General features: G+C 72.0%; 17 protein-coding genes and 1 pseudogene. 7 read left to right on the top strand and 11 right to left on the bottom strand.

The window, feature by feature from the left end; all coding sequences use genetic code 11:
- Positions 1-54: 54 nt before the first annotated feature.
- Positions 55-1,554 carry a PLP-dependent aminotransferase family protein gene (locus ACFVZH_RS32160; protein WP_384902878.1) on the bottom strand — a complete coding sequence of 500 codons (1,500 nt, stop codon included), beginning with the start codon at positions 1,552-1,554 and terminating at the stop codon, positions 55-57.
- Positions 1,555-1,657: 103 nt separating this feature from the next.
- Between ACFVZH_RS32160 and ACFVZH_RS32155 the strand changes: the two genes are divergently transcribed.
- From ACFVZH_RS32155 to ACFVZH_RS32140, 4 genes are all read left to right on the top strand, one after another.
- On the top strand, positions 1,658-2,425 hold the full coding sequence (locus ACFVZH_RS32155) for a hypothetical protein (RefSeq protein ID WP_384902876.1): 768 nt from the start codon (positions 1,658-1,660) through the stop codon (positions 2,423-2,425).
- Positions 2,422-3,186, top strand: coding sequence for a glycerophosphodiester phosphodiesterase (locus ACFVZH_RS32150; protein ID WP_384902875.1), 765 nt, complete (start codon positions 2,422-2,424; stop codon positions 3,184-3,186). The genes ACFVZH_RS32155 and ACFVZH_RS32150 overlap by 4 nt, the downstream gene beginning before the upstream one ends.
- Positions 3,187-3,242: 56 nt before the next feature.
- Entirely contained in the window at positions 3,243-4,613 is a 1,371-nt protein-coding gene (locus ACFVZH_RS32145; protein WP_384902874.1) for an MFS transporter, read from the top strand.
- A gap of 255 nt (positions 4,614-4,868) precedes the next feature.
- Positions 4,869-5,243: an RNA polymerase-binding protein RbpA gene (locus ACFVZH_RS32140; RefSeq protein WP_015032218.1), complete on the top strand. Its 375-nt coding sequence runs from the start codon at positions 4,869-4,871 to the stop codon at positions 5,241-5,243.
- Between the two features lie 247 nt (positions 5,244-5,490).
- Here the strand turns inward: ACFVZH_RS32140 and fxsA are convergent, their stop codons facing one another.
- From fxsA to ACFVZH_RS32120, 4 genes are all read right to left on the bottom strand, one after another.
- Positions 5,491-6,072, bottom strand: coding sequence for an FxsA family membrane protein (gene fxsA / locus ACFVZH_RS32135; RefSeq protein ID WP_384902872.1), 582 nt, complete (start codon positions 6,070-6,072; stop codon positions 5,491-5,493).
- Positions 6,073-6,168: 96 nt separating this feature from the next.
- Positions 6,169-6,945 carry a polyprenol monophosphomannose synthase gene (locus tag ACFVZH_RS32130; RefSeq protein ID WP_384902871.1) on the bottom strand — a complete coding sequence of 259 codons (777 nt, stop codon included), beginning with the start codon at positions 6,943-6,945 and terminating at the stop codon, positions 6,169-6,171.
- Between the two features lie 434 nt (positions 6,946-7,379).
- The gene (locus tag ACFVZH_RS32125; protein ID WP_384902869.1) at positions 7,380-9,014 is read right to left on the bottom strand and encodes an amidohydrolase; all 1,635 of its coding nucleotides are present in this window, start codon (positions 9,012-9,014) and stop codon (positions 7,380-7,382) included.
- A 68-nt stretch (positions 9,015-9,082) separates the two neighbouring features.
- Positions 9,083-9,523 carry an Lrp/AsnC family transcriptional regulator gene (locus ACFVZH_RS32120; RefSeq protein ID WP_017242178.1) on the bottom strand — a complete coding sequence of 147 codons (441 nt, stop codon included), beginning with the start codon at positions 9,521-9,523 and terminating at the stop codon, positions 9,083-9,085.
- Positions 9,524-9,747: 224 nt separating this feature from the next.
- On the opposite strand from ACFVZH_RS32120, the gene ACFVZH_RS32115 reads away from it, so the two are divergent.
- A complete protein-coding gene (locus ACFVZH_RS32115; protein WP_384902867.1) occupies positions 9,748-10,116 on the top strand; it encodes a hypothetical protein in 369 nt (122 codons plus the stop codon).
- Between the two features lie 9 nt (positions 10,117-10,125).
- Here the strand turns inward: ACFVZH_RS32115 and ACFVZH_RS32110 are convergent, their stop codons facing one another.
- Positions 10,126-11,217 carry a phosphotransferase family protein gene (locus ACFVZH_RS32110; RefSeq protein WP_384902865.1) on the bottom strand — a complete coding sequence of 364 codons (1,092 nt, stop codon included), beginning with the start codon at positions 11,215-11,217 and terminating at the stop codon, positions 10,126-10,128.
- 10 nt (positions 11,218-11,227) lie between these two features.
- Positions 11,228-12,364 (bottom strand): hypothetical protein, encoded by a 1,137-nt coding sequence (locus ACFVZH_RS32105; RefSeq protein ID WP_384902863.1) that lies wholly within the window; start codon positions 12,362-12,364, stop codon positions 11,228-11,230.
- 388 nt (positions 12,365-12,752) lie between these two features.
- Between ACFVZH_RS32105 and ACFVZH_RS32100 the strand changes: the two genes are divergently transcribed.
- Complete coding sequence (locus ACFVZH_RS32100; RefSeq protein WP_384902861.1) at positions 12,753-13,151, top strand: hypothetical protein; 399 nt, start codon at positions 12,753-12,755, stop codon at positions 13,149-13,151.
- On the opposite strand, the gene ACFVZH_RS32095 is transcribed toward ACFVZH_RS32100, so the two are convergent.
- The 4 genes and pseudogenes from ACFVZH_RS32095 to ACFVZH_RS32080 all read right to left on the bottom strand — a co-directional run bounded on the left by ACFVZH_RS32095 (position 13,114) and on the right by ACFVZH_RS32080 (position 21,985).
- Positions 13,114-14,292 carry an acyl-CoA dehydrogenase family protein gene (locus tag ACFVZH_RS32095; protein ID WP_384902859.1) on the bottom strand — a complete coding sequence of 393 codons (1,179 nt, stop codon included), beginning with the start codon at positions 14,290-14,292 and terminating at the stop codon, positions 13,114-13,116. The genes ACFVZH_RS32100 and ACFVZH_RS32095 overlap by 38 nt on opposite strands.
- 138 nt (positions 14,293-14,430) lie before the next feature.
- Complete coding sequence (locus ACFVZH_RS32090) at positions 14,431-14,577, bottom strand: SCO1431 family membrane protein (RefSeq protein WP_384902857.1); 147 nt, start codon at positions 14,575-14,577, stop codon at positions 14,431-14,433.
- 74 nt (positions 14,578-14,651) lie between these two features.
- Positions 14,652-14,798, bottom strand: a pseudogene (locus ACFVZH_RS32085) (peptidase C39 family protein); the annotation flags it as partial.
- Positions 14,799-14,947: 149 nt separating this feature from the next.
- Positions 14,948-21,985: a ricin-type beta-trefoil lectin domain protein gene (locus ACFVZH_RS32080; protein ID WP_384902855.1), complete on the bottom strand. Its 7,038-nt coding sequence runs from the start codon at positions 21,983-21,985 to the stop codon at positions 14,948-14,950.
- A gap of 566 nt (positions 21,986-22,551) precedes the next feature.
- On the opposite strand from ACFVZH_RS32080, the gene ACFVZH_RS32075 reads away from it, so the two are divergent.
- Positions 22,552-26,718, top strand: a complete 4,167-nt coding sequence (locus ACFVZH_RS32075; protein WP_384902853.1) for a ricin-type beta-trefoil lectin domain protein — start codon at positions 22,552-22,554, stop codon at positions 26,716-26,718.
- Positions 26,719-26,751 lie beyond the last annotated feature (33 nt).

The following is a 26,751-nucleotide window of genomic DNA, read 5'->3' as shown; positions in this document are numbered from 1 at the left end:
GAGGCCGGTACGGACCCAGCGGTCCGTACCGGCCTCTCCCGCGTCGTACGCGCGCTACGCCACGAAGGACCGCGGCGACTCGGCTCCGCCGACCCCGCCCGACTCGACCAGCCGGGCCGCGGCGGCCAGCCGTGCGGCCGCCTCGTCGGCGACCGGCCCGCCGACGGTGAAGGGCAGCCGGATGAACCCCTCGAAGGCGCCGTCGACGCCGAACCGCGGACCGGAGGGGACGCGGACGCCGACCCGCTCGCCCGCCTCGGCGAGGCGGGAGCCGGAGAGGCCGCCGGTACGGACCCACAGGGTCAGCCCGCCGCGCGGCACGGCGAACTCCCACTCCGGGAGTTCCCTGCGGAGCGCGGTGACGAGCGCGTCCCGGTTGTCCCGGGCCTGGTCGCGGCGGAGGGTCACGGCCTCCTCCCAGCCGCCGGTCCGCATGAGCCAGTTCACCCCGAGCTGTTCCAGCACGGGGGTGCCGAGGTCCGCGTACGCGCGCGCGGCGACCAGGGAGCGGATGACGTCGGGGGCGGCACGGACCCAGCCGATCCGCATGCCCGCCCAGAACGCCTTGCTGGCGGAGCCGACGGTCAGGACGGTGGAGCCGGCGGGGTCGAAGGCGCAGACCCGCCGGGGCATCCGCAGGTCGTCGTCCAGGTGGAGCTCGGTCATCGTCTCGTCGACGACGAGCACGGTGCCGGCCGAGCGGGCCGCCTCCACCAGCCCGCGCCGCTGGTCCTCGTCGGCGAGCGCACCGGTCGGGTTGTGGAAGTCGGCGACGACGTACGCGAGGCGGGGCGCGGCGTCGCGCAGCACCTGGCGCCAGCGGCCCAGGTCCCAGCTGCCGAGGCCCTCGGACATGGCGACCGGCACGAGCCGGGCGCCGGCCTCCCGCATGAGCTGGAGGATGTTGGCGTACGAGGGCGACTCGACGGCGATGCGCTCGCCGCGTCCCGCGAAGAGGTGGCAGATGGCGTCGATGGCGCCCATGGCGCCGGTCGTGACCATGATCTGCTCGGGCATGGTGGGGATGCCGCGCGCGGTGTAGCGGTCGGCGAGCATCTGCCGCAGCGCGGGCAGCCCGGCCGGGTAGTCCCCGTGCGTGTGGGCGTACGGCGGCAGCTCCTCCAGGGCGCCCTGGACACCCCGGGTGAGCCAGGGTTCGGGTGCGGGCAGGGCCGCGCAGCCGAGGTCGATCATCGAGCCGAGGGCCTCCGGCGGCAGCGGTTCGAGACCGCGCGCGGGCAGCGGGTTCCCGGCCGGTACGGCGGTCCAGCTGCCTGCCCCCCGCCGGGATTCGAGGAAGCCCTCGGTGCGCAGCGCCTCGTAGGCTGCGGCCACCGTCGTACGGCTGACGGTGAGGGCGACGGCGAGTTCCCGCTCGGCGGGCAGCCGGGCGGCGACCGGGACGCGGCCCTCCAGGACGAGCAGGCGGATGCCGTCGGCCAGGGCGCGGTACGCGGGCGGCTTGCGGGCGCCGGGTCCGGCGGGCCGCGGCTGCTGCGCCTGGAGCTGCCGGGCAAGCTGGGCCGGCCCCACAGCCGAAGTCCACTGAGCCATCGAAATCAGTCCACCTTCATCGAATTGGCCATGGTTGGCACCCGATCCCCCGCCACAGAGTGTCACGAGCCAGTCCACTACCACCACCCTGGGGGGCAGTCCCTTGTCCATCGCCTCCGGCCTCCACGGCCGGCACCTCACCCGTCGGCTCGTCCAGCTGTACGTCGGGCTGACCCTGTACGGGGTCAGCTCGGCGCTGCTCGTGCGCAGCGGTCTCGGCCTCGAACCCTGGGGCGTCCTCCACCAGGGTCTCGCCGAGAAGACCGGGCTGACGATCGGTGTGGTGTCGATCGTCGTCGGGGCGGCGGTGCTGCTGCTGTGGATCCCGATCCGGCAGCGGCCGGGGCTCGGCACGGTCTCCAACGTCTTCGTGATCGGCCTGGCGATGGACGGCACCCTGGCGCTGGTCCCGGACGTCCACGGGCCCGCCGGGCGGATCGCGCTGCTCACGCTCGGCATCCTGCTCAACGGGGTGGCGACGGGCCTGTACATCGCGGCCCGCTTCGGGCCGGGTCCGCGCGACGGCCTGATGACCGGTCTGCACCGGCTCACCGGCCGTTCGATCCGGCTGGTGCGGACGGCGATCGAGATCGCCGTGGTCGCGACCGGCTTCCTGCTCGGCGGCTCGGTCGGCGTCGGCACGGTGCTGTACGCACTCGCGATCGGGCCCCTCGCCCAGTTCTTCCTGCGCTGGTTCGCCGTCCCCGAGCCGGGGTCCGTGAGCCCGGAAACCGCCCCGGAGGCGGGCTCGGAGCCCTCCGCGGTCGCCCCGGACGCGGGCTCCGCCTCCTCCCCGGCCGCCCCGGAGCCGGACGCCGGCCCCTCCGCGGTCGCCCCGACGACACCGGGACAGGCCATACTGCGGCGGTGACTCGCGTACACCACCCTTATCTCGACCATCCCTCCCCTCTCGCGTTCGCCCATCGCGGCGGCACGGCGAACGGCCTGGAGAACACCGCGGCCGCCTTCCGCCGGGCCGCCGCGGCGGGCTACCGCTACTTCGAGACGGATGTGCACACGACGGCGGACGGGGCCCTCGTCGCCTTCCACGACGCGACCCTCGACCGGGTCACGGACACCTCGGGCCGCATCCGCGACCTGCCCTGGGACGCGGTCCGCGAGGCCCGGGTGGCGGGCAAGGAGCCGCTGGCGCTCTTCGCGGACCTCCTGGAGGAGTTCCCGGAGGCCCGCTGGAACGTGGACCTCAAGGTCGAGTCGGCCCTCGTCCCGCTGGTCGAGCTGATCCGCCGGACCGGCGCCTGGGACCGGGTCTGCGTGGGTTCGTTCACCGAGTCCCGGGTGGTGCGGGCGCAGCGCCTCGCCGGCCCGCGGCTCGCCACCTCGTACGGGGTGCGCGGGGTGATCGGGCTGCGGCTGCGCTCCCTCGGCATCCCGGCGGCGCTGCGCGCCGGCGCGGTGGCGGCGCAGGTCCCGGAGCGGCAGGGCGGGGTCACGGTGGTCGACCGGCGCTTCGTCCGGGAGGCGCACGCGCGCGGGCTCCAGGTCCATGTGTGGACCGTGAACGATCCGGACCGCATGAACTCTCTCCTCGACCTGGGGGTCGATGGCATCATGACCGATCGACTGGAGACGCTGCGTTCGGTGCTGACCGAGCGGGGTGCGTGGGTCTGAGCCGCGGTCCCCGTGCCACGGGGACGGCTCACGGGGACGAACGAGGGGGCGCGGCCTTGACCGCTGACACCACCGAGCCTGCGGAGTACACCGCAGGCCCCGCCGAACGGCGGCGCGAGCAGCGGGGCTGGTACTTCTACGACTTCGCGTGCTCCGTGTACTCGACGAGCGTGGTCACCGTGTTCCTCGGCCCGTACCTCACCTCGGTGGCGCGGGCCGCGGCCGACGCCGAGGGCTTCGTGCACCCGCTCGGGATACCGGTGCGGGCGGGCTCGCTCTTCGCGTACACCGTGTCGGCGTCGATCGTGGTCGCGGTCCTGGCGATGCCGCTGGTGGGCGCGATGGCGGACCGTAGCGGCCGGAAGAAGCCGCTGCTCGCGGCGGCGGCGTACCTGGGGGCGGCGGCCACCGCGGGGATGTTCTTCCTGGCGGGCGATCGCTATCTGCTCGGCGCGTTCCTGCTGATCGTGGCGAACGCCTCGCTGTCCGTCTCGATGGTGCTCTACAACGCCTATCTGCCGCAGATCGCGGAGCCGGACGAGCGGGACGCGGTCTCCTCGCGCGGCTGGGCCTTCGGCTACACCTCCGGCGCGCTGGTCCTGGTGCTGAACCTGATCCTCTATTCGGGGCACGACTCCTTCGGCCTCACGGAGGGCGAGGCGGTCCGCATCTGCCTGGCCTCGGCCGGCGTGTGGTGGGGCGCCTTCACCCTCGTGCCGCTGCGACGCCTGCGCGACCGGCGGCTCGGGCCGGAGAGCCGGGGCGGGGACGGCGAGAGTGCGGTCGGCAGCGGCTGGCGGCAGCTGCGGGCGACCCTGAAGGACATGCGCCGGCATCCGCTGACGCTCTCGTTCCTGCTGGCCTACCTGGTCTACAACGACGGCGTCCAGACGGTGATCTCGCAGGCGTCCGTGTTCGGCTCCGAGGAGCTGGGCCTCGACCAGACGACGCTCATCACGGCGGTCCTGCTCGTGCAGGTGCTCGCGGTGGCGGGCGCGCTCGGCATGGGGCGACTCGCCCGGACGTACGGCGCCAAGCGGACGATTCTGGCGTCGCTGGCGGTGTGGACGCTGATCCTGGTGGCGGGCTACTTCCTGCCCGCCGACGCGCCGGTGTTCTTCTACTGTCTCGCGGCCGGGATCGGCCTGGTGCTGGGCGGGAGCCAGGCCCTGTCGCGTTCGCTGTTCTCGCATCTGGTGCCGCGCGGCAAGGAGGCGGAGTACTTCTCGGCGTACGAGATGAGCGACCGGGGGCTCAGCTGGCTGGGTCCGCTCGTGTTCGGTCTCGCGTATCAGCTGACCGGAAGCTACCGGGATGCCATCATCTCCCTGGTGATCTTCTTCGTGGTCGGCTTCGCCCTGCTCGCCCGGGTCCCGGTGCGGCAGGCGGTGGAGGCCGCGGGAAACCCGATTCCGGACCGTATTTAGACGTGGCATCGAAAGGGCGGTAGTGTACGCGTTTGGCCTGCCAGGCGGACCGTTACTGCGTGCTGCTTTGGTGAAGACACCGGGTCACATCTGCCGTCAGATGTGACAAAACGGGCACTGGTGGGTACAACAAGGGGCGGCACGACGGGCGACGCATGACCCGGCACGGGAATCTTTACCGCCGACCGGACGTTGACCGGATAACGACGACAGCGACACCTGTCCTGTGGGCGACAAGCCCGGGAGGCACGATTCATGAGTGAGCGAGCTCTTCGCGGCACGCGCCTCGTGGTGACGAGCTACGAGACCGACCGCGGCATCGATCTGGCCCCGCGCCAGGCCGTGGAGTACGCATGCGAGAAGGGCCATCGTTTTGAGATGCCCTTCTCTGTGGAAGCGGAAATTCCGCCGGAGTGGGAGTGCAAGGTCTGCGGAATCCAGGCACTCCTGGTGGACGGGGACGGACCTGAGGAGAAGAAGGGCAAGCCTGCGCGTACGCACTGGGACATGCTCATGGAGCGCCGTACGCGCGAGGAGCTGGAGGAGGTCCTCGCCGAGAGGCTGGCCGTCCTGCGCTCCGGCGCGATGAACATCGCCGTGCATCCGCGCGACAGCCGCAAGTCCGCCTAGCGGGCAACCGGTCGACCAAACGCCGCGGGGCCCGGTACACGATCCGTGTACCGGGCCCCGCGGCGTTTTCGCGTGCCCGGACCGAGGCGGCCTCCCGTCCGACCGGGACGGCCTCCCCTCATTTCGCGATCCGACCGGGACGGCTTCCCGCCTTCTCGCGGGATCCGCCCCCGGGACGGACCGGCCCCGGAAACGCCACCGCCCCCGGGACGGCTCCCGGGGGCGGTGGCGGACGACGGTCAGGGCATCAGGGGCGGGGCTCGTCGGCCCGCCGGGGGCCCTGCGGCGCGTCCTCGCGGATGACCTCACCCTGCACGACCTTTCCGTCGGGCCGGTGGATACGCACCTGCCGGAAGGCGTCCTGGAGGCTGCCGGAAGGCGCGGCGCTCATCCGGCGCTCGACGGCCTTCTCCGCGGTCCGGCCGAGGGCGGAGCGGACCTGCGGGATCAGCAGGAGCAGACCGGCCGCGTCCGAGATCAGGCCGGGGATCATCAGGAGCAGGCCGCCCAGCATCAGGAAGCCGTTGCGGTCCTCGGCGGCGGCCCGGTCCGGCGCCGGGGGCATCGCCCCGGTCTGCGCCGCGGCCTGGGCCTGCTGGAAGGTCGAGGTGAGGTTGCGGAAGGCCCGTCGGCCCGCCCGCTTCATGACGGCGGCACCGAGCACGGCGCCGCCGACGAGCAGGGCGAACACGGTCAGCCCGCCCGCCGCGTCCGCCACCAGCGTGAGCAGCCAGATCTCCAGGACCAGCCAGGCGGCGACGCCGAGCGGAACGAAGGTACGCGCGCGTGAGCGCTTGGGGGCGAGGGGAGGCGGTGCGCCGGTCGTCATGGTCCCCAGTGTGCCTGGAGCCCCGCCGGAACGTCGTAAAGGAAGGATCAGGACGTGCGCGACGGGGCCGGGGCGACCGGAGCGGAAGGGGAAGGGTCAGGAGGACTTGCGGCCGAGCAGCTTGCCGACCTTCTCCGCGCGCGCGGTCAGGCCCCAGCCGGTGACCCGCCACAGCGCCTCGACGACGATGTTCCGGCTCATCTTGGAGTCGCCGATCTCGCGCTCCACGAAGGTGATCGGGACCTCGACGACGTGGAAGCCGGCGGCGACGGCGCGGCGGGCCAGGTCGACCTGGAAGCAGTAGCCGGCCGAGGCCACGTCGTCCAGGCCGAGGCCCTCCAGGGTCTCCTTGCGGAAGGCCCGGTAGCCGCCGGTGACGTCGCGGATCGGCACGTCGAGCATCACGCGCGAGTAGAGGCTGCCGCCGCGCGAGATGAACTCGCGGGACTTCGGCCAGTTCACGATCCGGCCGCCCGGCACCCAGCGGGAGCCGAGGACCAGGTCCGCGCCCTTGAGGGCGGTGAGCAGCCGCGGCAGCTCCTCGGGCTGGTGGGAGCCGTCGGCGTCCATCTCGACGAGGACGCCGTAACCCTGCTCGATGCCCCATCGGAAGCCGGCCAGGTAGGCGGCGCCGAGCCCCTCCTTGCCCTTGCGGTGCAGGACGTGCACGTGATCGTCCTCGGACGCGATCTCGTCCGCGAACTTGCCCGTGCCGTCAGGGCTGTTGTCGTCGGCGACGAGAACGTGCGCCTCGGGTACGGCTTCCCGCACCCGCGCGACGATCGGCTTGATGTTCTCCGCCTCGTTATAGGTCGGAATGATCACCAAAGCCTTGCCGAGCGGGCCGTAACGCCTCTGGCCACCGTCGTTCACTACTGCCCCTTCGGATACAAACGCAGGACCCCACCATAGCGAGGTCCTGAGTGTGCTCCGCCGCGGCGGGTGGTGCGGGACGGCCGACGTGCGGTGCAGGGCCCGTCGTCCTTCGGTCCGACCTGGGATCCGCTGGCTGCGGGTCGACCGAGAGCCGTTGTCTACTGAACGTCCGGGCCCCACCCGGGTCGCACCTTCCGCCGGAGAAACCTTCCCTCGCGGCCGAGGCGCGGGCGGCGCTCGGCGACTGCGGGGCGGTCCGGACCGGTCGGACGTCCTGTGGTGGACGCGGAGAACCTACCCGCCGGTGACGGTCGACTGTCAACACCCGCTTGACCTGCGAGAACTACCCAAAAGCCCAGGCGGGAGGGGAAGATCCGCAGGTCGGGGACAAGCGTACGGAGCGGTTTGACGAGGTCTGAAATGTCCCCATATCACTCGTTCGGCCGTACGAACACCGTCTGTCCGTGCACCACCGTCCGCAGGCACACCGGGAGGGCGGCACCGGGCGACAGATCGGGCAGACCGGGCGTACCGGACCGGGGGTCGGTGGACCAGCGGGCGACCCGGTCGTCGGGCGCCTGGACGAGGAGTTCGCCGGTGCGCCAGACCGTGTAGTCGGCGGGGGCGCCGGGGACGAGGGTCCCCGCGTCGTCCCGGCCGACGGCCCGCCAGCCGCCCCGGGTGTGGGCGGTGAAGGCGGCCCGGACGGAGATCCGGTGCTCGGCGGTGCGGTGGAACGCGGCGGCCCTGACCGTGCCCCAGGGGTCGAGCGGGGTGACCGGGCTGTCGGAGCCGAATGCCAGCGGCACACCGGCCCGCAGCAGCGCCGCGTACGGGTTCAGGGTGCGGGCGCGCTCGGCACCGAGCCGGTCGGCGTACATGCCCTCCTCGCCGCCCCAGAGCGCGTCGAAGGCCGGCTGGACGGAGGCCGTCAGACCCAGCTCGGCGAAGGCCGCGACGGTCTCGGGCGTGAGCATCTCCACATGCTCGACACGGTGCCGGGCGGCCCGGATCCGCGCCAGGCCGAGCTTCTCGGCGGCGGCCCGGACGCCGTCGACGACCGCGGTCACGGCGGCGTCCCCGATGGCGTGGAAGCCGGCCTGGAGCCCCGCCTCGGTGCAGGCCACGACGTGCCCGGCGACCGCGGCCGCGTCCAGGTGCGCGGCGCCGGTGTGCGCGGCGTCGGCGTGGTCGGCGTACGGCTCGTGGAGGCAGGCCGTGTGCGAGCCGAGGGAGCCGTCGGCGAACAGGTCGCCGGCCGCGCCCAGGGCGCCGAGGGCGCGCGCCCGCTCGACGTCGAGATCGGCCCAGTAGCCGACGACCCGGGGGCCGGCCTCGTCGCGGGCGAGGTCCAGCAGGCCGGTGAAGTCGTCCTCGGAGGAGATCTGTGGTCCGCCGCACTCGTGCAGGGTGCCGATGCCGAGGGAGGCGGCGCGACCGCGGGCGGCGCGCTGCGCCTCGGTGCGCTGGAGCGGCGAGACGGCCGCGAAGGCGGCGGCGCGCACGGCGTGGTGGGCGTCACCGGTGAGCGGCTGCTGCCCGTCGTGGAAGCCGTCCAGGCCACGGACGCCGGGGACGAGGTCGAGGAGGGCGGTGGTGACGACGGCCGAGTGGACGTCGATCCGGGTGAGGTAGAGCGGGCGACCGCCGGTGAGCCCGTCGAGCTCGGCCCGGGTGAGCGGGCGGCGCTCGGGCCAGCGCGAGGCGTCCCAGCCGTGGCCGATGAGGATGCGGTCCCCCGGGCGGGCGGCGGCGTGGGCCCGGATCAGCTCCGCCGCGTCGGCGAGGGAGGCGGCCGAGGACAGGTCGAGGCCGGTGAGGGCGAACCCGGTGGCCGTGGTGTGCACGTGCGCGTCGACGAACGCCGGGGTGACGAGCGCGCCCTCCAGGTCGACCACCTCGTCCACCCCGGTGGCGAAGGCGTCGGCCGCCCCCTCCGAGCCCACCCAGGCGACGTGCCCGCGCTCCACCACCATGGCGGTGGCGAAGGGGTCGGCGGGGCTGTGGACTTCTCCACCGCGCAGCAGCACGGTGCGGTGTTCGACGGCAGACGCGGTGTCACTCATGCGACCAGGCTAGGACCTGACCGGAGCCGGTTTGTCCGGCAGGTCCCCTCCGGGTGGCGCCGGGCGCGTCAGATGCGCGGCGGCCTGGCTTCGTACGGGGTGGACAGGACGACGGTCGTCCGGCTGGAGACGCCGGCCTGGGAGCGGATGCGGCTGAGCAGGTGCTCCAGCTCCAGCGGCGTGGCGACCCGGACCTTGAGGATGTAGTTCTCGTCACCCGCGACGCTGTGGCATGCCTCGATCTCGGGGATGTCGGCGAGTCGGTCGGGGGTGTCGTCGGGGGCGCTGGGGTCGAAGGGTTTGACCGAGATGAAGGCGGTGAGGGGAAGTCCCACGGCCTCCGGGTCGACGACGGCGGCATAGCCGCGGATGACACCCCGCTGCTCCAGGCGGCGGACGCGCTGATGCACCGCCGACGTGGACAGGCCCGTGGCCTTGCCCAGGTCGGTGTAGCTCATGCGCCCGTCCTTGACGAGCAACTCGACGATCTGACGATCCAGCTCCTCCATGCGGTGACCCTATGGCCCCGGAAGGAGCGGGGCACAGCCGGGGGCGACCCGTATGCGGTGCTATGGGCGGTCACGGGGCACCTGCGACGGGCATGTGACGAACACCACAGGTTTGCGGACTGCCTGACGTATCGCCTCACGGTTATGCGGAGTTCCGCATGGGAAGTGCTTGCTGTGGTCGAGGCCGCACAGATCCGGCCGACCCAGCCGAGGGGGAGATCTCCATGCAGGAGCCTGTTGATTCGGTCGACACGTCCGACGAGCTCGACGCGTACGACACCTTTGAGATGTTCCGGGTCGTCTGCCCGGAGTGCGTGCAGCCCATCGCGCTGCTCGCGGACGAGGACGTGCTGCCGGAGCACGCGCTCTGCCCCACGCCGTGGAACCCCTTCGTCCTGACGGTGTGCCCGGGCACGGGCCTCTCGGCCTCCGTGGCGCGTCCCGCCGACGACACCCTGGAGGTGCAGGAGCAGGACACCGCGCTGCTCCTGACGCTCCCCCAGGGTCTCGACTGGCGGACGCAGCCCTTCTCGCACGTCGGCGGTCCGGGCTCGCGTCCGATCCGGGTGCCGCAGATGCGGCGCGCGGCCTGAGGCCGTCGTCTACCAGTAGCTTCCCCGCACCATCGCCGCGAGCGTGGCGTGGTGCAGGATCAGGCGGTCCGGGTCCCCGGTCGCCTCGACCTCCCCGAAGTGGGCCTGGCGGTACGCGATCCTGAGCATCACGATGGCGTGCCGCAGTGCCGCGTACAGGGTGTGGAACTCCATGTCCCGCGGGGTGTGTCCGGTCAGTTCCGCGTAGCGCCGTTCGACCGCGTCGCGCCGCAGGAAGCCGGGCAGGCCGGGCTGCCCGAAGCCGACGGTCAGGTCCTGGAAGAAGCGGTGGAGGTAGACCGTCCAGCCGAGGTCGACCTCGCGCGGGACGCAGGCGGCCATCTCCCAGTCGAGGACGGCGGCGGGTGTGAAGCCGTCGTAGACGATGTTCCCGATGCGGGCGTCACCCCAGCCGAGGACGGCGTCGCCCTCGTCCGCGGGCCAGTGCTCCTCCAGCCAGGCGAAGCCCGACTCGATGAGCGGCGACGGAGCGAGCCCGTCCACCACCCAGGCGTAGTAGGCGCGCTGGGCGTCGACGTGCCGGCGCAGGGGACTTCCGAGGCCGTCGGGCAGCAGGAACTCGGCCTCCTTCGCGGGGAACTGGTCGTGCAGCCGCGCCAGTACGGAGACGGACTCGGCCTCCAGGTGGGCGCGTTCGGCGTCGGTGGCGGCGTGCAGCCAGTTCCCCTCGTACGTGTAGGGCATGACGTCCGGCGGGACCCGGCCGTCGGCGCGGGCCATCACGAAGAAGGGGGCGCCGAGCGGTTCCGGGTCCTCCTCCAGCCAGAGCACGCGCGGCACGGGGACGTCGGTGTGCTCGCCGACCAGCCGCATGACCCGGTGCTGGCGGGCCATGTCATAGACGGGGAAGACGGTGTACGCGGCGGGGTCGGCGGCCAGCCGCAGGGCGCAGCCGCGCACCGGCGCGTCCGGATGGTCGAGCTCGAAGAGCAGGGTCTCGCTGGACATCCCATTGGAGCCGGGGACCGCGAGTCCGGAGACCCGGGCGCCGGGCAGGTGCCGGTCCAGCCAGACGGTGAGCCGGCGACCGAGCTCCTCGGGGTCGCGGGTGGTGGTGCGGGGGCGTGGCGTGGCGGTCAAGGCGGTCTCCTCAGCGCGCTGTCGACGTGTGGTCGGCGAAGCCGCTGGGGTCGTGGCGGCCGAAGGAGCCGTGCTCGAAGATGCCGTAGCCGGTGTGGCCGTCGAGGGTGAAGCGGGCCGCGTGGTCGGTGACCCCGTAGGCGGCCACGGGGTGGGCGGCGGGGTCCGAGAGGTCGTAGACCCGCCGGTCGGTCCAGCCGCGGCCCTGCCAGGTGCCGTGCTGCCAGTCGGTGGCGGGCGGGTAGCCGGCGCCGACGGCGAGCGGGGAGGAGGCGAGGATCTCCACACCGATCTCCAGGGGCTTTCCCGCGGGGTCGGTGAGGTGGACGGCGGCCCGCTCGGGGTGGCGGGTGCCGGGCCGGTAGGTGATGTCGGTGCGGGGCCAGCCGAGTTGGGTGTCGCGCCGGCCGTTCCGTACGAGCAGCGCCTCGTTGAGGGTGCGGTAGCCGTCGGCGTCCTCCTGGGCGATGACCATGAGGAAACGGTCCTGGAAGCGCATCGGTATCCAGAGCCAGTGGAAGCCCTCGGGGCGGAACTCGGCGGCGCGGCCGGGTTCCTCGCCGGGCAGGGGGCGCACTCCCCAGCTGCGGTCGCGGGTGCCGGTCCACTCCCCCGCGGTGACCGTGAACTCCTCGCCGCCGGCCCTGATGGTGCCCGCGCAGTGTCCGGCCTGGACGAAGCGGCGGCCTTCAAGGGTGAGCCGGCCGCCGTGGCGCTGGGTGTGGTGGGGCTCCCAGACGGCGGGGAAGTCGCCGGTCCAGGCGAGGTCGAAGGAGAGCCCGTCGGGGTCGTCGGGGTCGGCCGCGCAGTGCAGGGAGAGGCGCTTGAGGGGTTCGTCGACGGTGATGGTCAGCGGACCGACGGACAGGTTCATACGGTCGTCGCCGAGGGCGTCGGAGGCACGGACGGCGTGCAGCCGGTCGCCGGTGCGCAGGGTGGCGTACGCGTCGACGACCCCGGCGTTGGGGTAGACGCCGAGGCCGGCGATGAGCAGGGCGCGGCCCTGGTGGTCGAAGACGTGGAAGATGCACCGGTCGTAGGCGTTGCGGTCGCCGCTGACGTGGTGCTTCATCGAGAGCGGGGCCTGGTGCACGGGGTATTCGTCGAGGGCGACGGGCCGGTCGTCGGCGTGCCGGCGCTCGGACATGGCTGACCTCCTGGTCGGCGGACGCGCTTCCGCGAGAAGATCTGACGGTACGTCAGCTTCGTGACGCGGGGCCAGAGCCGTGCACCGGGTACCGGGCGAACTGCCGCTCGAATCCCCACAGGGGTGACCCCTGACCGCCGAGGCGCGTTGGTTCGGCATGACCACGCTGCACACGACACCCAGCGGCTACGGTCGGCACCGGCAGGCCGAACCGCGCGTGGAAGAATCGGTTCCTCGTCCGACGCCGAGCCTCACGCAGAGCCCTCCTTCCGGCCTCACGCCGAGCCCTCCCCCCGGCGGCCTCACGCCGAGCCCCGCGCCAGGCCCGATGCCGAGTCCGCTGCCGGGCCCCATGCCGAGCCCGCTGCCAGGCCCGATGCCGAGCCCGATGCCGGCCTCCACCGCGCCGCCGCCCGCCCCCGCTCCGGTCCGCGTGCCGTCTCCGGCCCCGGCTCCGGCTCCGGCTCCGGCTCCGGCCGTGTCCCCGGCCTCGGCCCCGGCCCGGACCGTATCCCCGACCCTGGCGTCCGCCCCCGCCCCGGAGACGACGACGCCGCCCGCACCCGTGCCGGTACCGGTGCCCGTGCCCGTCCCCACGCAGGCCCGGCCGCACGCTCCCGCCGACCCGCCGATCTACCGGGACGTGCTCTCGCTCTGGGCCAGTCACGGGCGCACCCTGCCGGGCCACCGCGACCAGGAGTGGGCCCGGCTCGCGGCCGGGCCGGTCTGGGCGGACCGCACCGTGCGGGTCAGCGGGATTCTGGTCCGACCAGGTGACGCGCGATGACCACCCGCTGGATCTGATTGGTCCCCTCGACGATCTGCAGCATCTTCGCCTCGCGCAGATACCGCTCCACGGGGAAGTCCGCCGTGTAGCCGTAACCGCCGAGCACCTGCACCGCGTCCGTCGTGACCTGCATGGCGGCGTCCGTGCTGAAGAGCTTGGCCATCGCCGCGTGCCGGCCGAACGGCCGCCCCTCGTCCCGGCGCCGCGCGGCCTCCAGATACAGCGCCCGGCCCGCCTCGACACGGGTCGCCATGTCGGCGAGCAGGAAGCGCAGGCCCTGGAAGTCGGCGATCGGCCGGCCGAACTGACGGCGCTCCCGCGCGTACGCGACGGCCTCGTCCAGTGCGGCCTGGGCCAGCCCCACGGCGCAGGCGGCGATGCCCAGCCGGCCCGAGTCCAGCGCGTCGAGCGCGATCGCGAACCCCTGCCCCTCCCGCCCCAGGCGCCGCGCGTCGGAGACCCGCACCCCGTCGAAGTGGAGCTGCGCGGTGGGCGAGCCCTTCATGCCCATCTTCCGCTCGGGAGGAGCCGCGGTGAGCCCCGGCGCGTCCCCCGGCACCAGGAAGGCGGAGATGCCGCGGGCCCCCGGGCCGCCGGTGCGGGCCATCACCGTGCAGAAGTCCGCGATCCCGCCGTGGGTGATCCACGCCTTGGTCCCGTCGATCACCCAGTCGCCGTCCCCGCCCTCGCGGACCGCCCGGGTGCGCAGCGCCGCCGCGTCCGATCCGGCGGAGGGTTCGGAGAGGCAGTACGCGCCGAGGAGACCGCCGCCCAGCATCGCGGGCAGATGCGCGGCCCGCTGCGCGTCGGTGCCGTAGCCCGCGAGCGCGTGGCAGGAGAGCGTGTGGACGCTGACGCCCAGGCCGACGGTGAGCCGGGCCGCCGCGAGCTCCTCCAGGACCTGGAGGTACACCTCGTACGGCTGGCCGCCCCCGCCGTGAGCGGGGTCGTAGGGCAGCCCGAGCAGGCCGGACCGGGACAGGAGCGCGAACAGCTCGCGGGGGAAGCGCCCGGCGGCCTCCTCCTCCGCCGCGTGCGGGGCGATCTCACGGCGGGCGATCTCACGGACCAGGGCGAGCAGCTCCCGGGCCTCGTCGGTGGCCAGCCGGCGTTCCACGCCGTCCGGTGTGCTCTCTGCCATGGCCGGGCGCTCCTCCCTGCCGGCGCGCGAGCGGTACGCGCGCGCGAGGTGCCGGAATCGCGGGGAGTATGCCCGTTCCGCCGCGGAGCATCACACCGTCGCCGGCGGACCACACGGTTGCCGGTCGCCCCCGCCGCCCTACATCAGGCCCGCCCTGGTGACGAGCACGGCGAGCAGGACGACCAGCGTCCACCCGAGGACGTGCTCCAGGATCTTGGGGCCGTCCTCGCGCGGACCGCCGGTCCGGGCACGGGTGAGCAGGCGGGCGTAGGTGGTGGAGGTCATGGCGACCACCTTGCGCCACGAGGGCGACCCCGCGGTAGAGACGTCGGTCACGCCCTCGGAGCCGCCCCGCCCCGTCAGACGACGCCGAGAGCCGCGAGAGCCTCGCGCTGGGCGGGCGTGGGCCGGTCCGGGAAGTAGAGGTAGCAGACCCCACCTGTGCCGGAGACCACTTTGCCGCTCGCGTTGTACCGCTTGGTGCGGAGCCAGATGTTCTCCCATTGGTGCGGCCGTCTTTCCTCACTACCGTCCTCGCGAGCAGCCGAAGCGAGCGTAGGGGGTGGCGCCCGGTAGCCGGACATGGGGAAGCCCCCGGCCGCGGGTGCGGCCGGGGGCTCCGGGGAGGGTGGGGGCTCCGGGGGTGGGGTCCGCGTCAGCCCTTGGGCCCCTGGGGGCGGATGCCCCGGTCCAGGGGGGCCACGAGGTTGATGTCGTGTCGCTCCTTATAGATCAGTTTCTGGAGGTTGAAGGTCTGAACGCGCCAGGTGCGCTTGGCTTCGCCCACCTTGACGCCCATCGTGGGCAACCACTTCGAGCCGGTGGTGACGGCGTCCTGGCGCAGGAACAGCTCGTCGCCCTTCTGGTCGATACTGAAGGTGATCGTCGAGCCGGTGTCGTCGAAGTAGTCGTCGCCCACCACCTCGAAGGCAAAGCTGGTCTTTGCGACCGTCACCCGGACATCCCCAGGGCTGCCGATGGCGTCGGTCTTCAGGTCGGTGTACCTGGGATGCAGGGTGCATGCCGCGCCCTCGTAGAACTCGTCGCACCCGGTGATGTCGAAGGGGAAGACCTTCTTGGGGTTCGCCTGGAACATGGCCATCGCCTCTTCCGGGGATCCCATGTTCGACACCAGTCCCAGGTAGTTGCTGTACGAGTAGGTGTACTTCTTCGGGTAGTTCTGGTGCGGTTCGCGGTGGTAGACCTTGTGCTTGCTGCCGCGCTTCTGGTTGTACGTGCCGTTCCGCCGCGAGTCCTCCACCATCCGGTCCGAGGACTCGCGGCAGGAGGCGAAGTTGCAGTTGTCGGAGTAGTCGCCGATCACGCCGTCGGTGTCGCCGGGGACGCCGGCGCAGATGCCGTCGGCACCGCCGCCCGGTGCGCCGTGCAGGCACATGCGGCCGTCCGGGTCGGAGTTGCCGACCGGGTTGTTGTTCCCGTAGGCGTAGCCGTTCCACTGCTGCGGGTCCATCGGCGAGATCAGCGGGTCGGGGCTGATGAAGCGGCCCGTGGTCGGCTGGTAGAGGCGGACGCCGAGGCTGGTGAGGCCGGTGACGTTGTCCTTCTGGCCGGCGACGAAGCCCTTGTTGCCGGCCCAGCCCGTGGGCTGGGTGCCCCGGATGTTGCCGAAGGCGTCGGTACGGCTGCGGGTGGCCGCCAGTGTCGACAGGTCGATGCTGAGGTTGTTGGTGCCGTGGTGGTCGGCGATCTGGACGACGAACGCCCCCGCCGCGGTACCGGCCCCGGTGCGCACGATCGTCAGGCCGCCGGGGACCGGGTAGTAACGGATATCGGTGCGGGCCTTGGTGGCGTTGTCCACGGTCAGCTCGTCGTTGCCGAGGGTGAGCGTGGTGGTGGCCGGGTTGCGGCGGATCAGCAGCTGGCCGTCCGCGTCGTAGAGGTACGTCGTGGTGGTGTCGGGGACGGTCCACTTCTGCCCGGCCGGCACGGTGGTGGCGCAGTCGCCGAGCACCAGGTCGGTGCTGTCGGTGCTGACGTCGCCGGGTACCGCGAGGCAGCGGGCGGCAGCCGGGTTGTAGAAGGTGCCGTCGGCCCGGAAGGTCCAGGTCTGGTCGGCGCCGCCGTCGCAGTCCTGGAAGGTGATCGTCGAGCCGGCCGCGGTGCCCATCGCCTGCACGCAGCGGTTGCCGCTGGAGAGGGTGTTGCCCGCGGTGGTGTACCGCTGCCCGGCGCCCGTGTTGCAGGTGTAGATCTGCAGGGGACTGCCGACCGCGGTCGAAGCGCCGGCCGCATCAAGGCACTTGCCGCCGATGCCCTTGATCTGGGTGGCGGTGGTGAGCGAGGCGGGCTTGCCCTCGCTGTTCCAGGTCAGGCTGCTGGTGCCGGCCTTGCCGGCCCGGTAGGAGGTGGTGGCGCCGGTCTCGTCGTATTGGAACCGGTCGTTGTTGGTGGCCGTGCCGGTCTTCGTGGTGGCGAGCAGCAGCGCGTGCGGGCCGCCGGTACCGCCGCCGGTGGCGGGCGCGGAGGTGGGGTTGTTCTGCTGCCCCGGGGCGCCGAAGGTCTGGGTGGTGACCGCGTCCTTGGTGGTGTCGCCGGCCGGGTCGTGGACGGTCAGCTTGGTGCGGTTGCCGGTCAGGTCGTATGCGTACTCCTGCCAGTAGGGGGCGGGGCCGCCGACGGTGGTCTTCGCCGGGGCGACGGCGCCGCTGGTCGGGGAGGTGTTCGTGCAGGAGCCCTGGTCGGCGCTCTGGTGGGTCAGCGGGTCGGGCCGGGTGATGCCGCCGGTGTCCGACCACGCCGTGGTGAGGCGGCCGAGGTGGTCGTAGTCGAAGCACTGCCGGTCGGTCTGCGCGGGGGTGTTGTCCGCGATGCTGGTGAGCGAGGTGATCCGGCCGGCCTGGTCGTAGGTGTAGCCGGTCTGCTGCACCGCGCCCGTGGTCGAGGTCTGCTTGTCGACGAAGTGGTCGCGGAGCCGGCCGGTGGCGTCGTCGTAGACGGAGGTGGCGACGACCTGGGAGGCCCACGGGTTGACGGTGGAGCGGATCACCCGGCCGTAGGCGTCGTACTCGGTCTGCGTGTCGTAGGTGGTGGCGCCGGCGAACTTGTACAGCTGGCCGTAGTCGTTGTACGAGTACGCGATGTCGTCCAGCGGCAGCCCGCCGAGGGCCGGCAGGACCGTGCCCGTGGGCTTGCCGGTGATCGCGCCGTAGGCGGTGCTGACGCTGTACGTGAAGGTGCCGGAGGTCAGACCGGCGTCGGTGCCGGGCATGGTGATGGTCGTGCCGGTGATCCGGGCCTCGTTGTCGTACCCCGTCACGGCGCTGGTGTACGCCTTGCCCGTGGCGCCGCCCACGTACCGGGTGGAGCCGGCGGGCTTGCCCTTGCCGCCCGGGACCGTGTCGAAGGTCCAGCCGGCCAGCTGCTTGGCGCCGCTCACCGAGCCGTCGTACAGGCCGGTCTTCCGTCCCAGCAGGTCATAGGTGTACAGCAGCGTCCGGTTCTTGGCGTCGGTGGCGGAGACCACCCGGGAGGCCCCGTCGTACGTCTTGCCGGTGACGCCGCGGTCCGGGTCGCTCGCACCGGTCTCCCGGCCCCGGAGGTCGTAGGTGTACGACCAGATGTTGCCCGCCGCGTCCTTGCTGGTCAGGGGCCGGCCGTCGACGGTCGAGGTGAAGCGCGTGACGGTCGCGTCCGCCGCCTGCCCGGTGGGCGCCGGCGTGGCGTACTGCCACAGCTCGGTGGTGTGGCCCAGGGCGTCGGTGAACACCGACGTGGGCGAACTGCCCTGCGGCGGCAGGACGTCGGTGCGGTCCGCGCCCGGGTAGCTGGTCGTGGTGCGGTTCTGCTCGGCGCCCAGCGACCAGTTGGAGATGACGGTCACCCGGTCGCGGCCGTCGTAGGCGATCCGCTTCTGGGACGGGACGGTGCTGTCCGCGGCGGTGACGAGGACGTCCTTCGGTCCTGAAGCGTCGTTGTACCAGGCCGCGTTGGACGTGGTCTCCCGGCCGTGCGAGTCGAAACGGCTCTCCGTCACCAGGCGGCCGGTGTACGCCGGGTTCGCCGGCGTGGACTGCGTCTGGCGGGTGTGGGTGAACCCGTCCATCAGCTGGATCGAGGTGGCGCGGACCGGGGTGCTGCCGTCCACCGTCAGCTTGGCGGTGGTGACCGTGGAGGGGACGCCCGCCGTGTTGGAGACGCGGTAGCCGAACACCACGTTCGCGTTCGGGTCGGCCTCCGGCGTGCGGCCGGGGGCCCAGACCGCGGTGCGGCGGCCCAGTGCGTCGTAGGTGCTGGTCATGGTCTTGGAGTTGGGGTCCTTGACCGTCAACGGCAGGGACCGGCGGGCGTCATAGGTGGTGACGGTGTCCCAGGTGCCGCTGGCCTGACCGGGGACGGGCGCGGAGATCGTCACCGTGCCGGGCAGCTCGCCGGTGGCGGCCGGGGTGTACACGGTGCTGGTGGTGGCGCCGCCCGGGTGCTGTGGGTCCGTGCTGTTCGGGTCGGTCTTCGAGGTGACGCGGCCGTACCCGTCGTACGTGGTGGTGTCGGTGGTGGCGAAGACGGGGGAGCCGTCGGCGGCGTACCGGTCCAGCACCTCGCTCCTGGTCGGGTCGCCGGCGGCGCCGGCCTGGCCGTACGCGAGGCCGTCGTACGAGGTGCGGGTGCGCGAAAGGGTGTTCGCGGCCGTGGCGGCCGCGGTGCAGGCACCGGTCCCCGACACCTTGAGCGCCTCGGCGACCAGATCGGTGCGCTGGGCGTCCGGTCCCGCGGCGTAGCCGGTGCGGGTGCAGACGTCCGGGACCCCGTCGGCCTGCTCCAGCAGGGTCAGCGTCCGGTTGTGCTGCGCCGGGTCGGTGACCTGGGTGCTCGTACCGGTCCGCCAGCTGCCGTCGACCAGCTTCGAGCGGTTGGTGGTGCTGAGCGTGGTCCCCGCGTAGCGGGCGACCAGAGCGGGAAGCCCGGTGCGGGTGTGGGTGGCGGTGGTGACCGGGTCGACGGAGGCGTACACCGTCTGGCTGGTGACGCTGCCACCGGCCTGGGTGAGCGTCTCGGTCTGGAGGGTCTGGCCGCCGAGCCAGTCGACGTCGGTGACGTCCCGGCCGAGCGCGTCGGTCAGGTGCACGGAGCGACTGGTGCCGTTCTTCCTGACGTCACCGTCCATGCCCTGGCGGTAGGTCGTGCTGGACTGGGACTTCGGACCGTCGGTGCCGGACCCGACGGTGTTGGTGACCTTCCCGAAGCCGCGGAAGTCGCCCCAGGTACGCGCCTTGGCCTCGGTCAGCTCGCTGTCGTCGCGGTGCCAGGCGGGGCTCTCGTACGTGTAGGAGGTGATCTTCTGCGGGGTGTCGGTGGCAGTGTCGTTCTCGGTGAGGGACTTGACCGTGTAGTGGTGGAACCAGTCCAGCACCGGATCGGCGTCGGCCACCGAGCCGGGCGGGGACCAACGGACGGGGTAGCAGGCCTTGTCGTTGTCGTCCTCGGCCGCCGGCATGACGTTGTTGACGCGGGAGCAGGCGGGCAGGTTGTAGTCGACGTTGAGGACGCCGCCGGTCTCGTTGCGGATCTGCTGGATGCGCGGCCGGTTCATAATCGGCGGGGCCGGGACCAGGTTGGTGCCGTCCACCCGGTTGGGCAGCATGACGGGGGTGAAGGAGACCGCCGGCAGGTCGATGCTCGGCGTCCCGGCCTTGCCGGTGTGCCGGACGGAGTCCAGCCACAGGGCGCGCTGGCTGCCCGCGTCCTTGGGGTCGGGGAAGGACTGCGTCAGCTGGTACGAGTCCACGTCCTGCCAGGCGTTGTTCACCCGTACCTGGGTGGTGATCAGGGTGAGGCGCTTGGTGGAGAAGTAGGTCGGGGAGTAGTAGACGCAGGTGCCGGTGCTCTTGCACTCGTTGTCCACCGGCACGTCGGGCCAGTTGGCCTTGTTCGCGACGGTCCGGTTGGCCGGGTCGCAGGCCGTGCCGGCCGCGGTGCAGCGCTCGGCGACGGTGAAGTTCACCCGCGCGGCGGGCTGCAGGGCGCCCTTGGCGGCGACCTGGTCGGCCAGCTTCTGGCCGTAGGCGATGCTCTTGAGGGTGGCGGCCCGGGTGTACTCGGTCATGGTGCCGTTGCCGCTGTTCTGGCCGGCGCCGCGTTTGTACCAGTTGGTCTCCGGAGCCCAGGAGTACGTGGTGAGGTTGTCGTGCGCGTCCACCACGTGGTCGAGGTAGAGCCGCTGCCACATGGTGCACCAGGAACCGGCGCCCTTGGCGGAGTCGTAGCAGGGCTGGCCGCTCTTCGGCGAGTACACCGGCGAGGACGACACGGAGTTGGTGGTGGGGTCGCTCTTGTCGCCGCCGGGCAGGTGGTTGACGCCGAAGTAGTACGTGGTGCCCGAGGAGTCGGTGACCTTGGCGTACGCCCCGTCCCTGACGCCGTTGGCGGCGCCGGAACCGAACTCGATCCTCGTACCGTCGTCGTTCTTCAGGCGCCACACGCCGGTGGCGGCATCGGTGGTGGCCGTCGCCGAGCCCGCGTTGTCGTCACGTACCAGGACGCCCGAGTGCGAGCCGAGCGACAGGGAGGCGTTGAAACCCGCCCAGCAGGCGTCGCCCGAGTCGGGGATGCCCGCCTTGTCGCAGGGCTTGTAGACGCGCTCGATGAAGCCGGGGTTGAAGTCCCAGCCGTCGCCGATCCAGGATGCCTGCGCGTTGGTGACGGAGGTCTTGCCGTCCACCGAGGAGGAGTTGTAGCCCAGCGAGACCTCGGGGGCCATGCCGCCCAGGGTCGGCGGAAGCTGGATGGCGTGATCGTACGTCAGCGCGCCCGAGCTGCCGCCCGAAGCCCAGCTCTGCGAGGAGTTGAGCGGAGTGGCCTCGTACGTGCCGCCGGGGCCCGAGGAGTCCGTCTCCGCGGCCAGCAGCATCGGAGCCGCGGGGGAGGCGAGCAGGAGACTGCCGGCCTTCGGCTTGCCGGCGCCCGCCACGGGGGAGGGCGCGGGGGCCGCGGCCGTCGGCAGCGCCACGTCGGCCACCAGCCGCCGCGTCGCCTTGTCGTAGCGCGTGGTCAGCGGCGTACGCACCTGGCAGGACGGCACCTTCGGCGTCGTCAGCGCGCATCCGGGCAGCGTCACCAGGCGGCCGCGGTAGGCGAACTCGCCCCCGGTGGCGGCCTGCAGGCCGGCGAGGTCAAGGCCGACCTGGACGTGGGAAGCCGTCTTGGACGTACCGGACGTACCGGAGGACTGGGCGGCGAGGCTGAACAGGGCGCCGTTGACCCCGACCTCACGCGCGGAACGGTCGTCCGTGCGGACCGCCGTGACCGTGCCCACCAGGCCCTCTGCGGCCGTGCCCGACTTGGCCGTGGTGCCCTTCGGGGAGACCCACACCGGCAGGCGGCCGGCCTGGACCGGAGTCGTGCCGGGAGCGCCCGTCAGGTCGGCGCTGCCGCTGGCCGGTGCGGGGAACGGCGTCCTCGGCTTGGCCGCGGTACGCGCGGGCACCGGGTAACGAGGCTTGACCGCCTTGGTCTTGCGGACGTCGACGTCGGTGGCCTTGACCGGCTTGGTGCCGGGCAGCGGTCGGTGCGGCGGCTTCCAGATCTTCGAGAAGTCCGCTTCGGATGCCTCGGTTCCGGCCTGCGCCGCTTGCACCGCAGGGGCGCCGAGCAGCGAGGCGGTGAGCGCCAGGATGACCGGACCGGCCACCCGTGAGCGGAACGTGCGCGTTCTTCGGCGCACGCCATCGACTGACATGAGGGTTCCTCCGTCTGTGGACAGCAGAGAGACAAGGTCCCGGCCATGCGTGCCGAGACCTTGCGGAAAATAGGTATGAAGAGGGTGATTCAGGCGGCCGGAGCGATGCGATGAAAGCCCGATTCCATTGATGCGCCGATCTAAACGGGGGAAGTTAGCAGTGAACGATCGTTGAGTCACCATCAACGGCAGTTTATGGACGGGTGGGAAAGGTCACCCTGGTGGCCAATTGGCCACGACTCCGCGCAGGGGGGGCGGAATTGACCCCTCCGCCTGTTGATCGGCTGTGTCCTCGCCTGCCACAGTGCCCCGGTCCTTGCCTGTCCGATCAGGGACTCAACTCGTCTAGAGGAGTGGGCACTCGCATGTCCAATGCACGAAGAACCGGCTTGCGGAAGCCGGTTGCCGCCAGTCTGGCGGTGGGGGTCTCGGCGGTCCTGCTGCTCGCGACGCCGTATGTCGCGCAGGCCGCGCCGGTGCCTCTGCCCGATGCTTCGCCCACGCCCGAAGCATCGGCGGAGCCCGCAGAGCCCGGCACCGCGACCAGGTCCACCGCACCGTCAGGAATGTCCGCTCGTACGGGGGTCGAGCAGGCATGGGAACGGGCGAAGAGGACCGGGAAGGATGTGCCGGTCCCGGAGCTGACCACGGAGTACGCGACCACCGTCGCCACCCCGAAGGGCACGCTCCGCTCCGAGAGCCACGTGCGGCCGCAGCGCACCAAGGACTCCAAGGGACGCTGGCTGACACTGGATGACACGCTGGCCGTCCGCGCTGACGGCACCGTGGCGCCGAAGGCGTCGAGTTCGAGCCTGGTCATCTCCGGCGGCGGCACGGGCCCGCTGGCGACGATGACGGCCGAGGACGGCAGGAAGCTGTCGGTGTCCTCGCCGTTCCCGGGCGCGCTGCCCAAGCCCGTACTGCGGGGCAACGACGCGGTGTTCGAGGACGTGGCGCCCGACACCGACCTCCAGGTGAGCGCCACCAAGTACGGCGGCTACACCACCGTGGTCGTGCTGCGCACGCCCGCGGCGGCGGCCAATCCGGCCGTGCGCGACCTGGTGTTCCCCACGGTCACCGACGGTCTGACGCTGGCCAAGGGCAAGGACGGCAGCCTCACCGCGGCCGCGGGCAAGGACACCGTCTTCCGCGCCCCCGCTCCGCTGATGTGGTCGGCCGGCGAGGCACGCAAGCCCGGTGCGCGCGGTTCCCGTTACGCCGACTTCGAGGCCGCAGCCGGCCTCAGCAGCGCCGACGGACCCGGAGCCGATGCTTCCGTGGCCCAGATCCCGGTGACCCGCGCGAAGGTGGACGCCGTGACGGCGAACGGCGCGGCGGCGAACGGCGCGGCGCGGCGCGCCACGGGTGAGATCGCCCTGGCGCCCAGCGCCGAGCTGCTCGACGGTGCCGACACCAAGTACCCCATCTACGTCGACCCCTCGTGGTCCGTGGACAGCCGGGGCAAGCAGCACCACGCCTGGGTCCAGCAGGCGTACGACGCGGGCAACTACGACCGGACGGGCGCCTCCGACCGGGACCGCCCGGGCGTCGGCTACCAGGGCTGGGAGACCAGCAAGGGCATCGAGCGCGCACTGTACGAGTTCGACCTGAACGGCTACGCCGGCGCCACCATCAACTACGCCAACCTCCGCCTGGAGCAGTACATTTCGGCGGACTGGTCGTGCACGAACAAGTACCCGGTGCACCTGTACCGGGCCGGCGCGTTCGGCTCCTCGGTCAAGTGGAGCAACCACCAGATCCGCGAGTGGATCCAGAACCAGTCCATCGGCGGCAACGGCAACAGCGGTGACTGCTACGGCAACATCCCCGTGGACTTCAACGTCACCGATGCCATGCGTGACGGCATCCGCGACACCGGCACCCCACTCGCCTTCGCCCTGACCGGTCAGGAGGGCACCGGCGACAAGATCGCCTTCAAGCGGTTCGCGTACACCGCGGTGCTCAGCGCCGAGTACGACTTCCCGCCGCGCGTCCCGGAGAACCAGCGCACCGTTCCCGCCCCGCGCCGCGTGGTCGCGGGTGACACCCAGGCATGCGGTGACATCCCCGGTGAGCAGTTCGGCTGGATCACCACCCCGACGGTCACGCTCGCCTCGAAGGTCAGCAGCCCCAATCAGGGGCAGCTCACCCAGTACGTGAACATGTGGGAGCACAACACGGGCGCGACCGTGAACACGGGCTGGTCCGGCTTCGTCAGCACCGGCACCGACGCCTCGTACACCGTGCCGCTGGGCGCCATCCAGGACGGTCACAACTACGGCTGGGCGGTACAGGGCGACGACGGCCTGCTGCGCGGTCCCTCCACCACCTCCTGCCACTTCGCGGTCGACCTGACCCCGCCGGTCCTGGAGTTCGGCCAGTTCACCGACCCGGTCACCCAGTTCCCGCCGGCCGGCAACGGCCAGATCACCAAGCTGCGCCTCGGTGACACGGGCTCCCTGCCCGTCGTCGCGTCCGACCCGAGCCCGGGCGCGGGTCTGCGCAGCTCCGGACTGGCCTGCATCCAGTGGGGCTTCAACCCGCAGCTCACCGACGCCCAGCAGCAGTGCGCGCCGGCGGGCAGCACGCTCAGCGTGAGCTCCCTCAGCGTCAAGCCCCCGCACTGGGGCACCAACATCGTCTACGCGCGGGTCCTGGACGAGGCCGGTAACTCCTCGCAGACCCAGTCGTACGCGTTCTACGTACCGTGGAAGGACGGCGCGGTCGCCTTCGGTGACACCACCGGTGACGCCCGCTCCGACATCCTCGTCCCGGACACCGCGGGCAACCTGGCCACGCACGGCCGTGCCACTGACGGTGACAGCCGGAGCATGATCCCCAGCGGTACCGCCGCCACCGCGCTCCAGGCCCCGGAGGTCTCTTCGGGCCGGACGTGGAAGGACTACCGCACCGTTCACCGCGGCTCGCTCGACCCCGGCCGCAACGTGGACGACCTCTTCGTCCACCAGGAGCCCTCCACCCCCGGCGCGCTGGGCGGATCGCAGCTCTTCGCGTACGACAACACCCTCTCCGACCCGGGCCGATTCACGCTCGGCACGAAGAGCTCGGTGGAGAAGCCGCAGTGCTCGACCGACCACACCACCGCCTGCACCGGCTACCACAACGTGACGACCTGGCAGCACTCCAGCCAGATCACCCCGACCGGCCCGGCCCGCACCACCCGCACCCCGAGCCGTCAGGTCACCGACGCCACCGGCCTACTGGCCGTGGAATCCGGCAACCTGTGGTTCTACCCGGTCAAGACCAACCAGACCCTCGCCGCGCCCACCCTGGTCGACGCGAGCGGCACCTGGGACGACAGGGACCTGATGGTCCCCGGAAACGCCCTCAACATCGGCGCCACCACCGACACCGCCCCGGCGCTGTGGGTGCGCAACCGCACCAACGGCGACATCTTCCAGTACAGGCTGACCACCGCGACCCGCGCGAGCGACCAGTACGTCGTGGTCACCGGAGTGGCGGCGCAGCCCGCGACCCGGATCGGTTACGGAATCAAGGGCACGGACTACCCGCGGGTCGGCTCCGACGGCGACGTGACCGGCGATGACATCCCGGACTTCTGGGCCGTCGGCACCGACGGGACCCTGCACGCCTGGGAGGGCACCGCCGCCGCCGGCGCGGTCAACGGCTACGCCGGCTACCACGTCCGCGGTGACGCCCAGGCCCCGACGGTGCAGTGGCGCCTGGAAGGTGACACCAAGGCCATCCCCGCCAAGAACGGCAGCGGCATCTCCAACGATGCCACCGCCACCGGCGTCACCTACGCGACCGAGACCGTCGACGGACGCGCCCGCAAGGTCGCGGTCTTCGACGACGCGGCGAAGTCGGTCGTCACCGGACCCGCCAAGTCCGTCGACACCCGCCAGTCCTTCACCATCTCCACCTGGGCGAAGATGACCGCGGCGGACGGTGTGATCGTCAGCCAGGACACCGCACACGCCTCCGCGTTCATGCTGTGGGCCGACTCGGACCACTGGCGCTTCGCCATCGCCCGTGGTGACGACGACGGCTGGCCGTACGACTACAACGCCACCGTCACCCCGGCCAACACCTTCAGGCCGGGCGTCTGGACCCAGCTGACGGCCACGTACAACGCCACCACGGGCGCCATGAGCCTCTACGTCAACGGCACCCTGGCCTCCAGCGGTTACCACAGTGCCGGCACCAGCCCCGCACCCAGCGGATCGCTGGTCCTGGGCCGGTACAAGTACGTCAGCAAGCCCAGCAACCACCTCAAGGGCGCCATCGCCGGCCTGTCCGTCTTCCAGAACTACGCACCGCCGGTCACGACCACGGACCTGCCGATCCGGTACGCCGCGTCGCCCGACTTCTGTGTCGACACCCCGCAGGGCGCCAACGGCAACGGCAATCAGCCGCAGCTGTGGGACTGCAACGGCTCCGACCCGCAGAAGTTCAGCGTCAACGCCAACGGCACCCTGACCCAGAAGGGTCAGTGCGTCGCGGTCCGCGGCAACCAGACCGGCGAGGGCACTGATCTGATCTTCTGGCAGTGTCTGGGCGAGGGCGGCCAGCAGTGGCTGCCCCGAGCCGACGGCAGTATCTACAACCCGCAGTCGAACAACTGCTTCGACCTGCCGCAGGCGAAGCGGGACTGGGGTACGAAGTTCATGATCTGGGGCTGCAACGGCACTCCGGCCCAGCGCTGGAGCATCCCGACGCTCCTGACCCCGGACCTGCCGGTCGCTCCGTGACACGGTGAGCACGACGAGGGGGCGGCCCGACCG

Source organism: Streptomyces sp. NPDC059534, from assembly GCF_042743475.1.
GTDB lineage: Bacteria > Actinomycetota > Actinomycetes > Streptomycetales > Streptomycetaceae > Streptomyces.
Note: the sequence above shows the minus strand (reverse complement) of the source record. Positions and strands in the feature narration are given on the sequence as shown.

Bases quoted from the DNA above. Each gene is read 5' to 3' on its own strand.
- ACFVZH_RS32160 (WP_384902878.1), bottom strand. From the start codon at position 1,554: ATGGCTCAGTGGACTTCGGCTGTGGGGCCGGCCCAGCTTGCCCGGCAG.
- ACFVZH_RS32140 (WP_015032218.1), top strand. From the start codon at position 4,869: ATGAGTGAGCGAGCTCTTCGCGGCACGCGCCTCGTGGTGACGAGCTAC.
- fxsA (WP_384902872.1), bottom strand. From the start codon at position 6,072: ATGACGACCGGCGCACCGCCTCCCCTCGCCCCCAAGCGCTCACGCGCG.
- ACFVZH_RS32125 (WP_384902869.1), bottom strand. From the start codon at position 9,014: ATGAGTGACACCGCGTCTGCCGTCGAACACCGCACCGTGCTGCTGCGC.
- ACFVZH_RS32120 (WP_017242178.1), bottom strand. From the start codon at position 9,523: ATGGAGGAGCTGGATCGTCAGATCGTCGAGTTGCTCGTCAAGGACGGG.
- ACFVZH_RS32115 (WP_384902867.1), top strand. From the start codon at position 9,748: ATGCAGGAGCCTGTTGATTCGGTCGACACGTCCGACGAGCTCGACGCG.
- ACFVZH_RS32105 (WP_384902863.1), bottom strand. From the start codon at position 12,364: ATGTCCGAGCGCCGGCACGCCGACGACCGGCCCGTCGCCCTCGACGAA.
- ACFVZH_RS32100 (WP_384902861.1), top strand. From the start codon at position 12,753: ATGCCGGCCTCCACCGCGCCGCCGCCCGCCCCCGCTCCGGTCCGCGTG.
- ACFVZH_RS32095 (WP_384902859.1), bottom strand. From the start codon at position 14,292: ATGGCAGAGAGCACACCGGACGGCGTGGAACGCCGGCTGGCCACCGAC.
- ACFVZH_RS32090 (WP_384902857.1), bottom strand. From the start codon at position 14,577: ATGACCTCCACCACCTACGCCCGCCTGCTCACCCGTGCCCGGACCGGC.
- ACFVZH_RS32080 (WP_384902855.1), bottom strand. From the start codon at position 21,985: ATGTCAGTCGATGGCGTGCGCCGAAGAACGCGCACGTTCCGCTCACGG.
- ACFVZH_RS32075 (WP_384902853.1), top strand. From the start codon at position 22,552: ATGTCCGCTCGTACGGGGGTCGAGCAGGCATGGGAACGGGCGAAGAGG.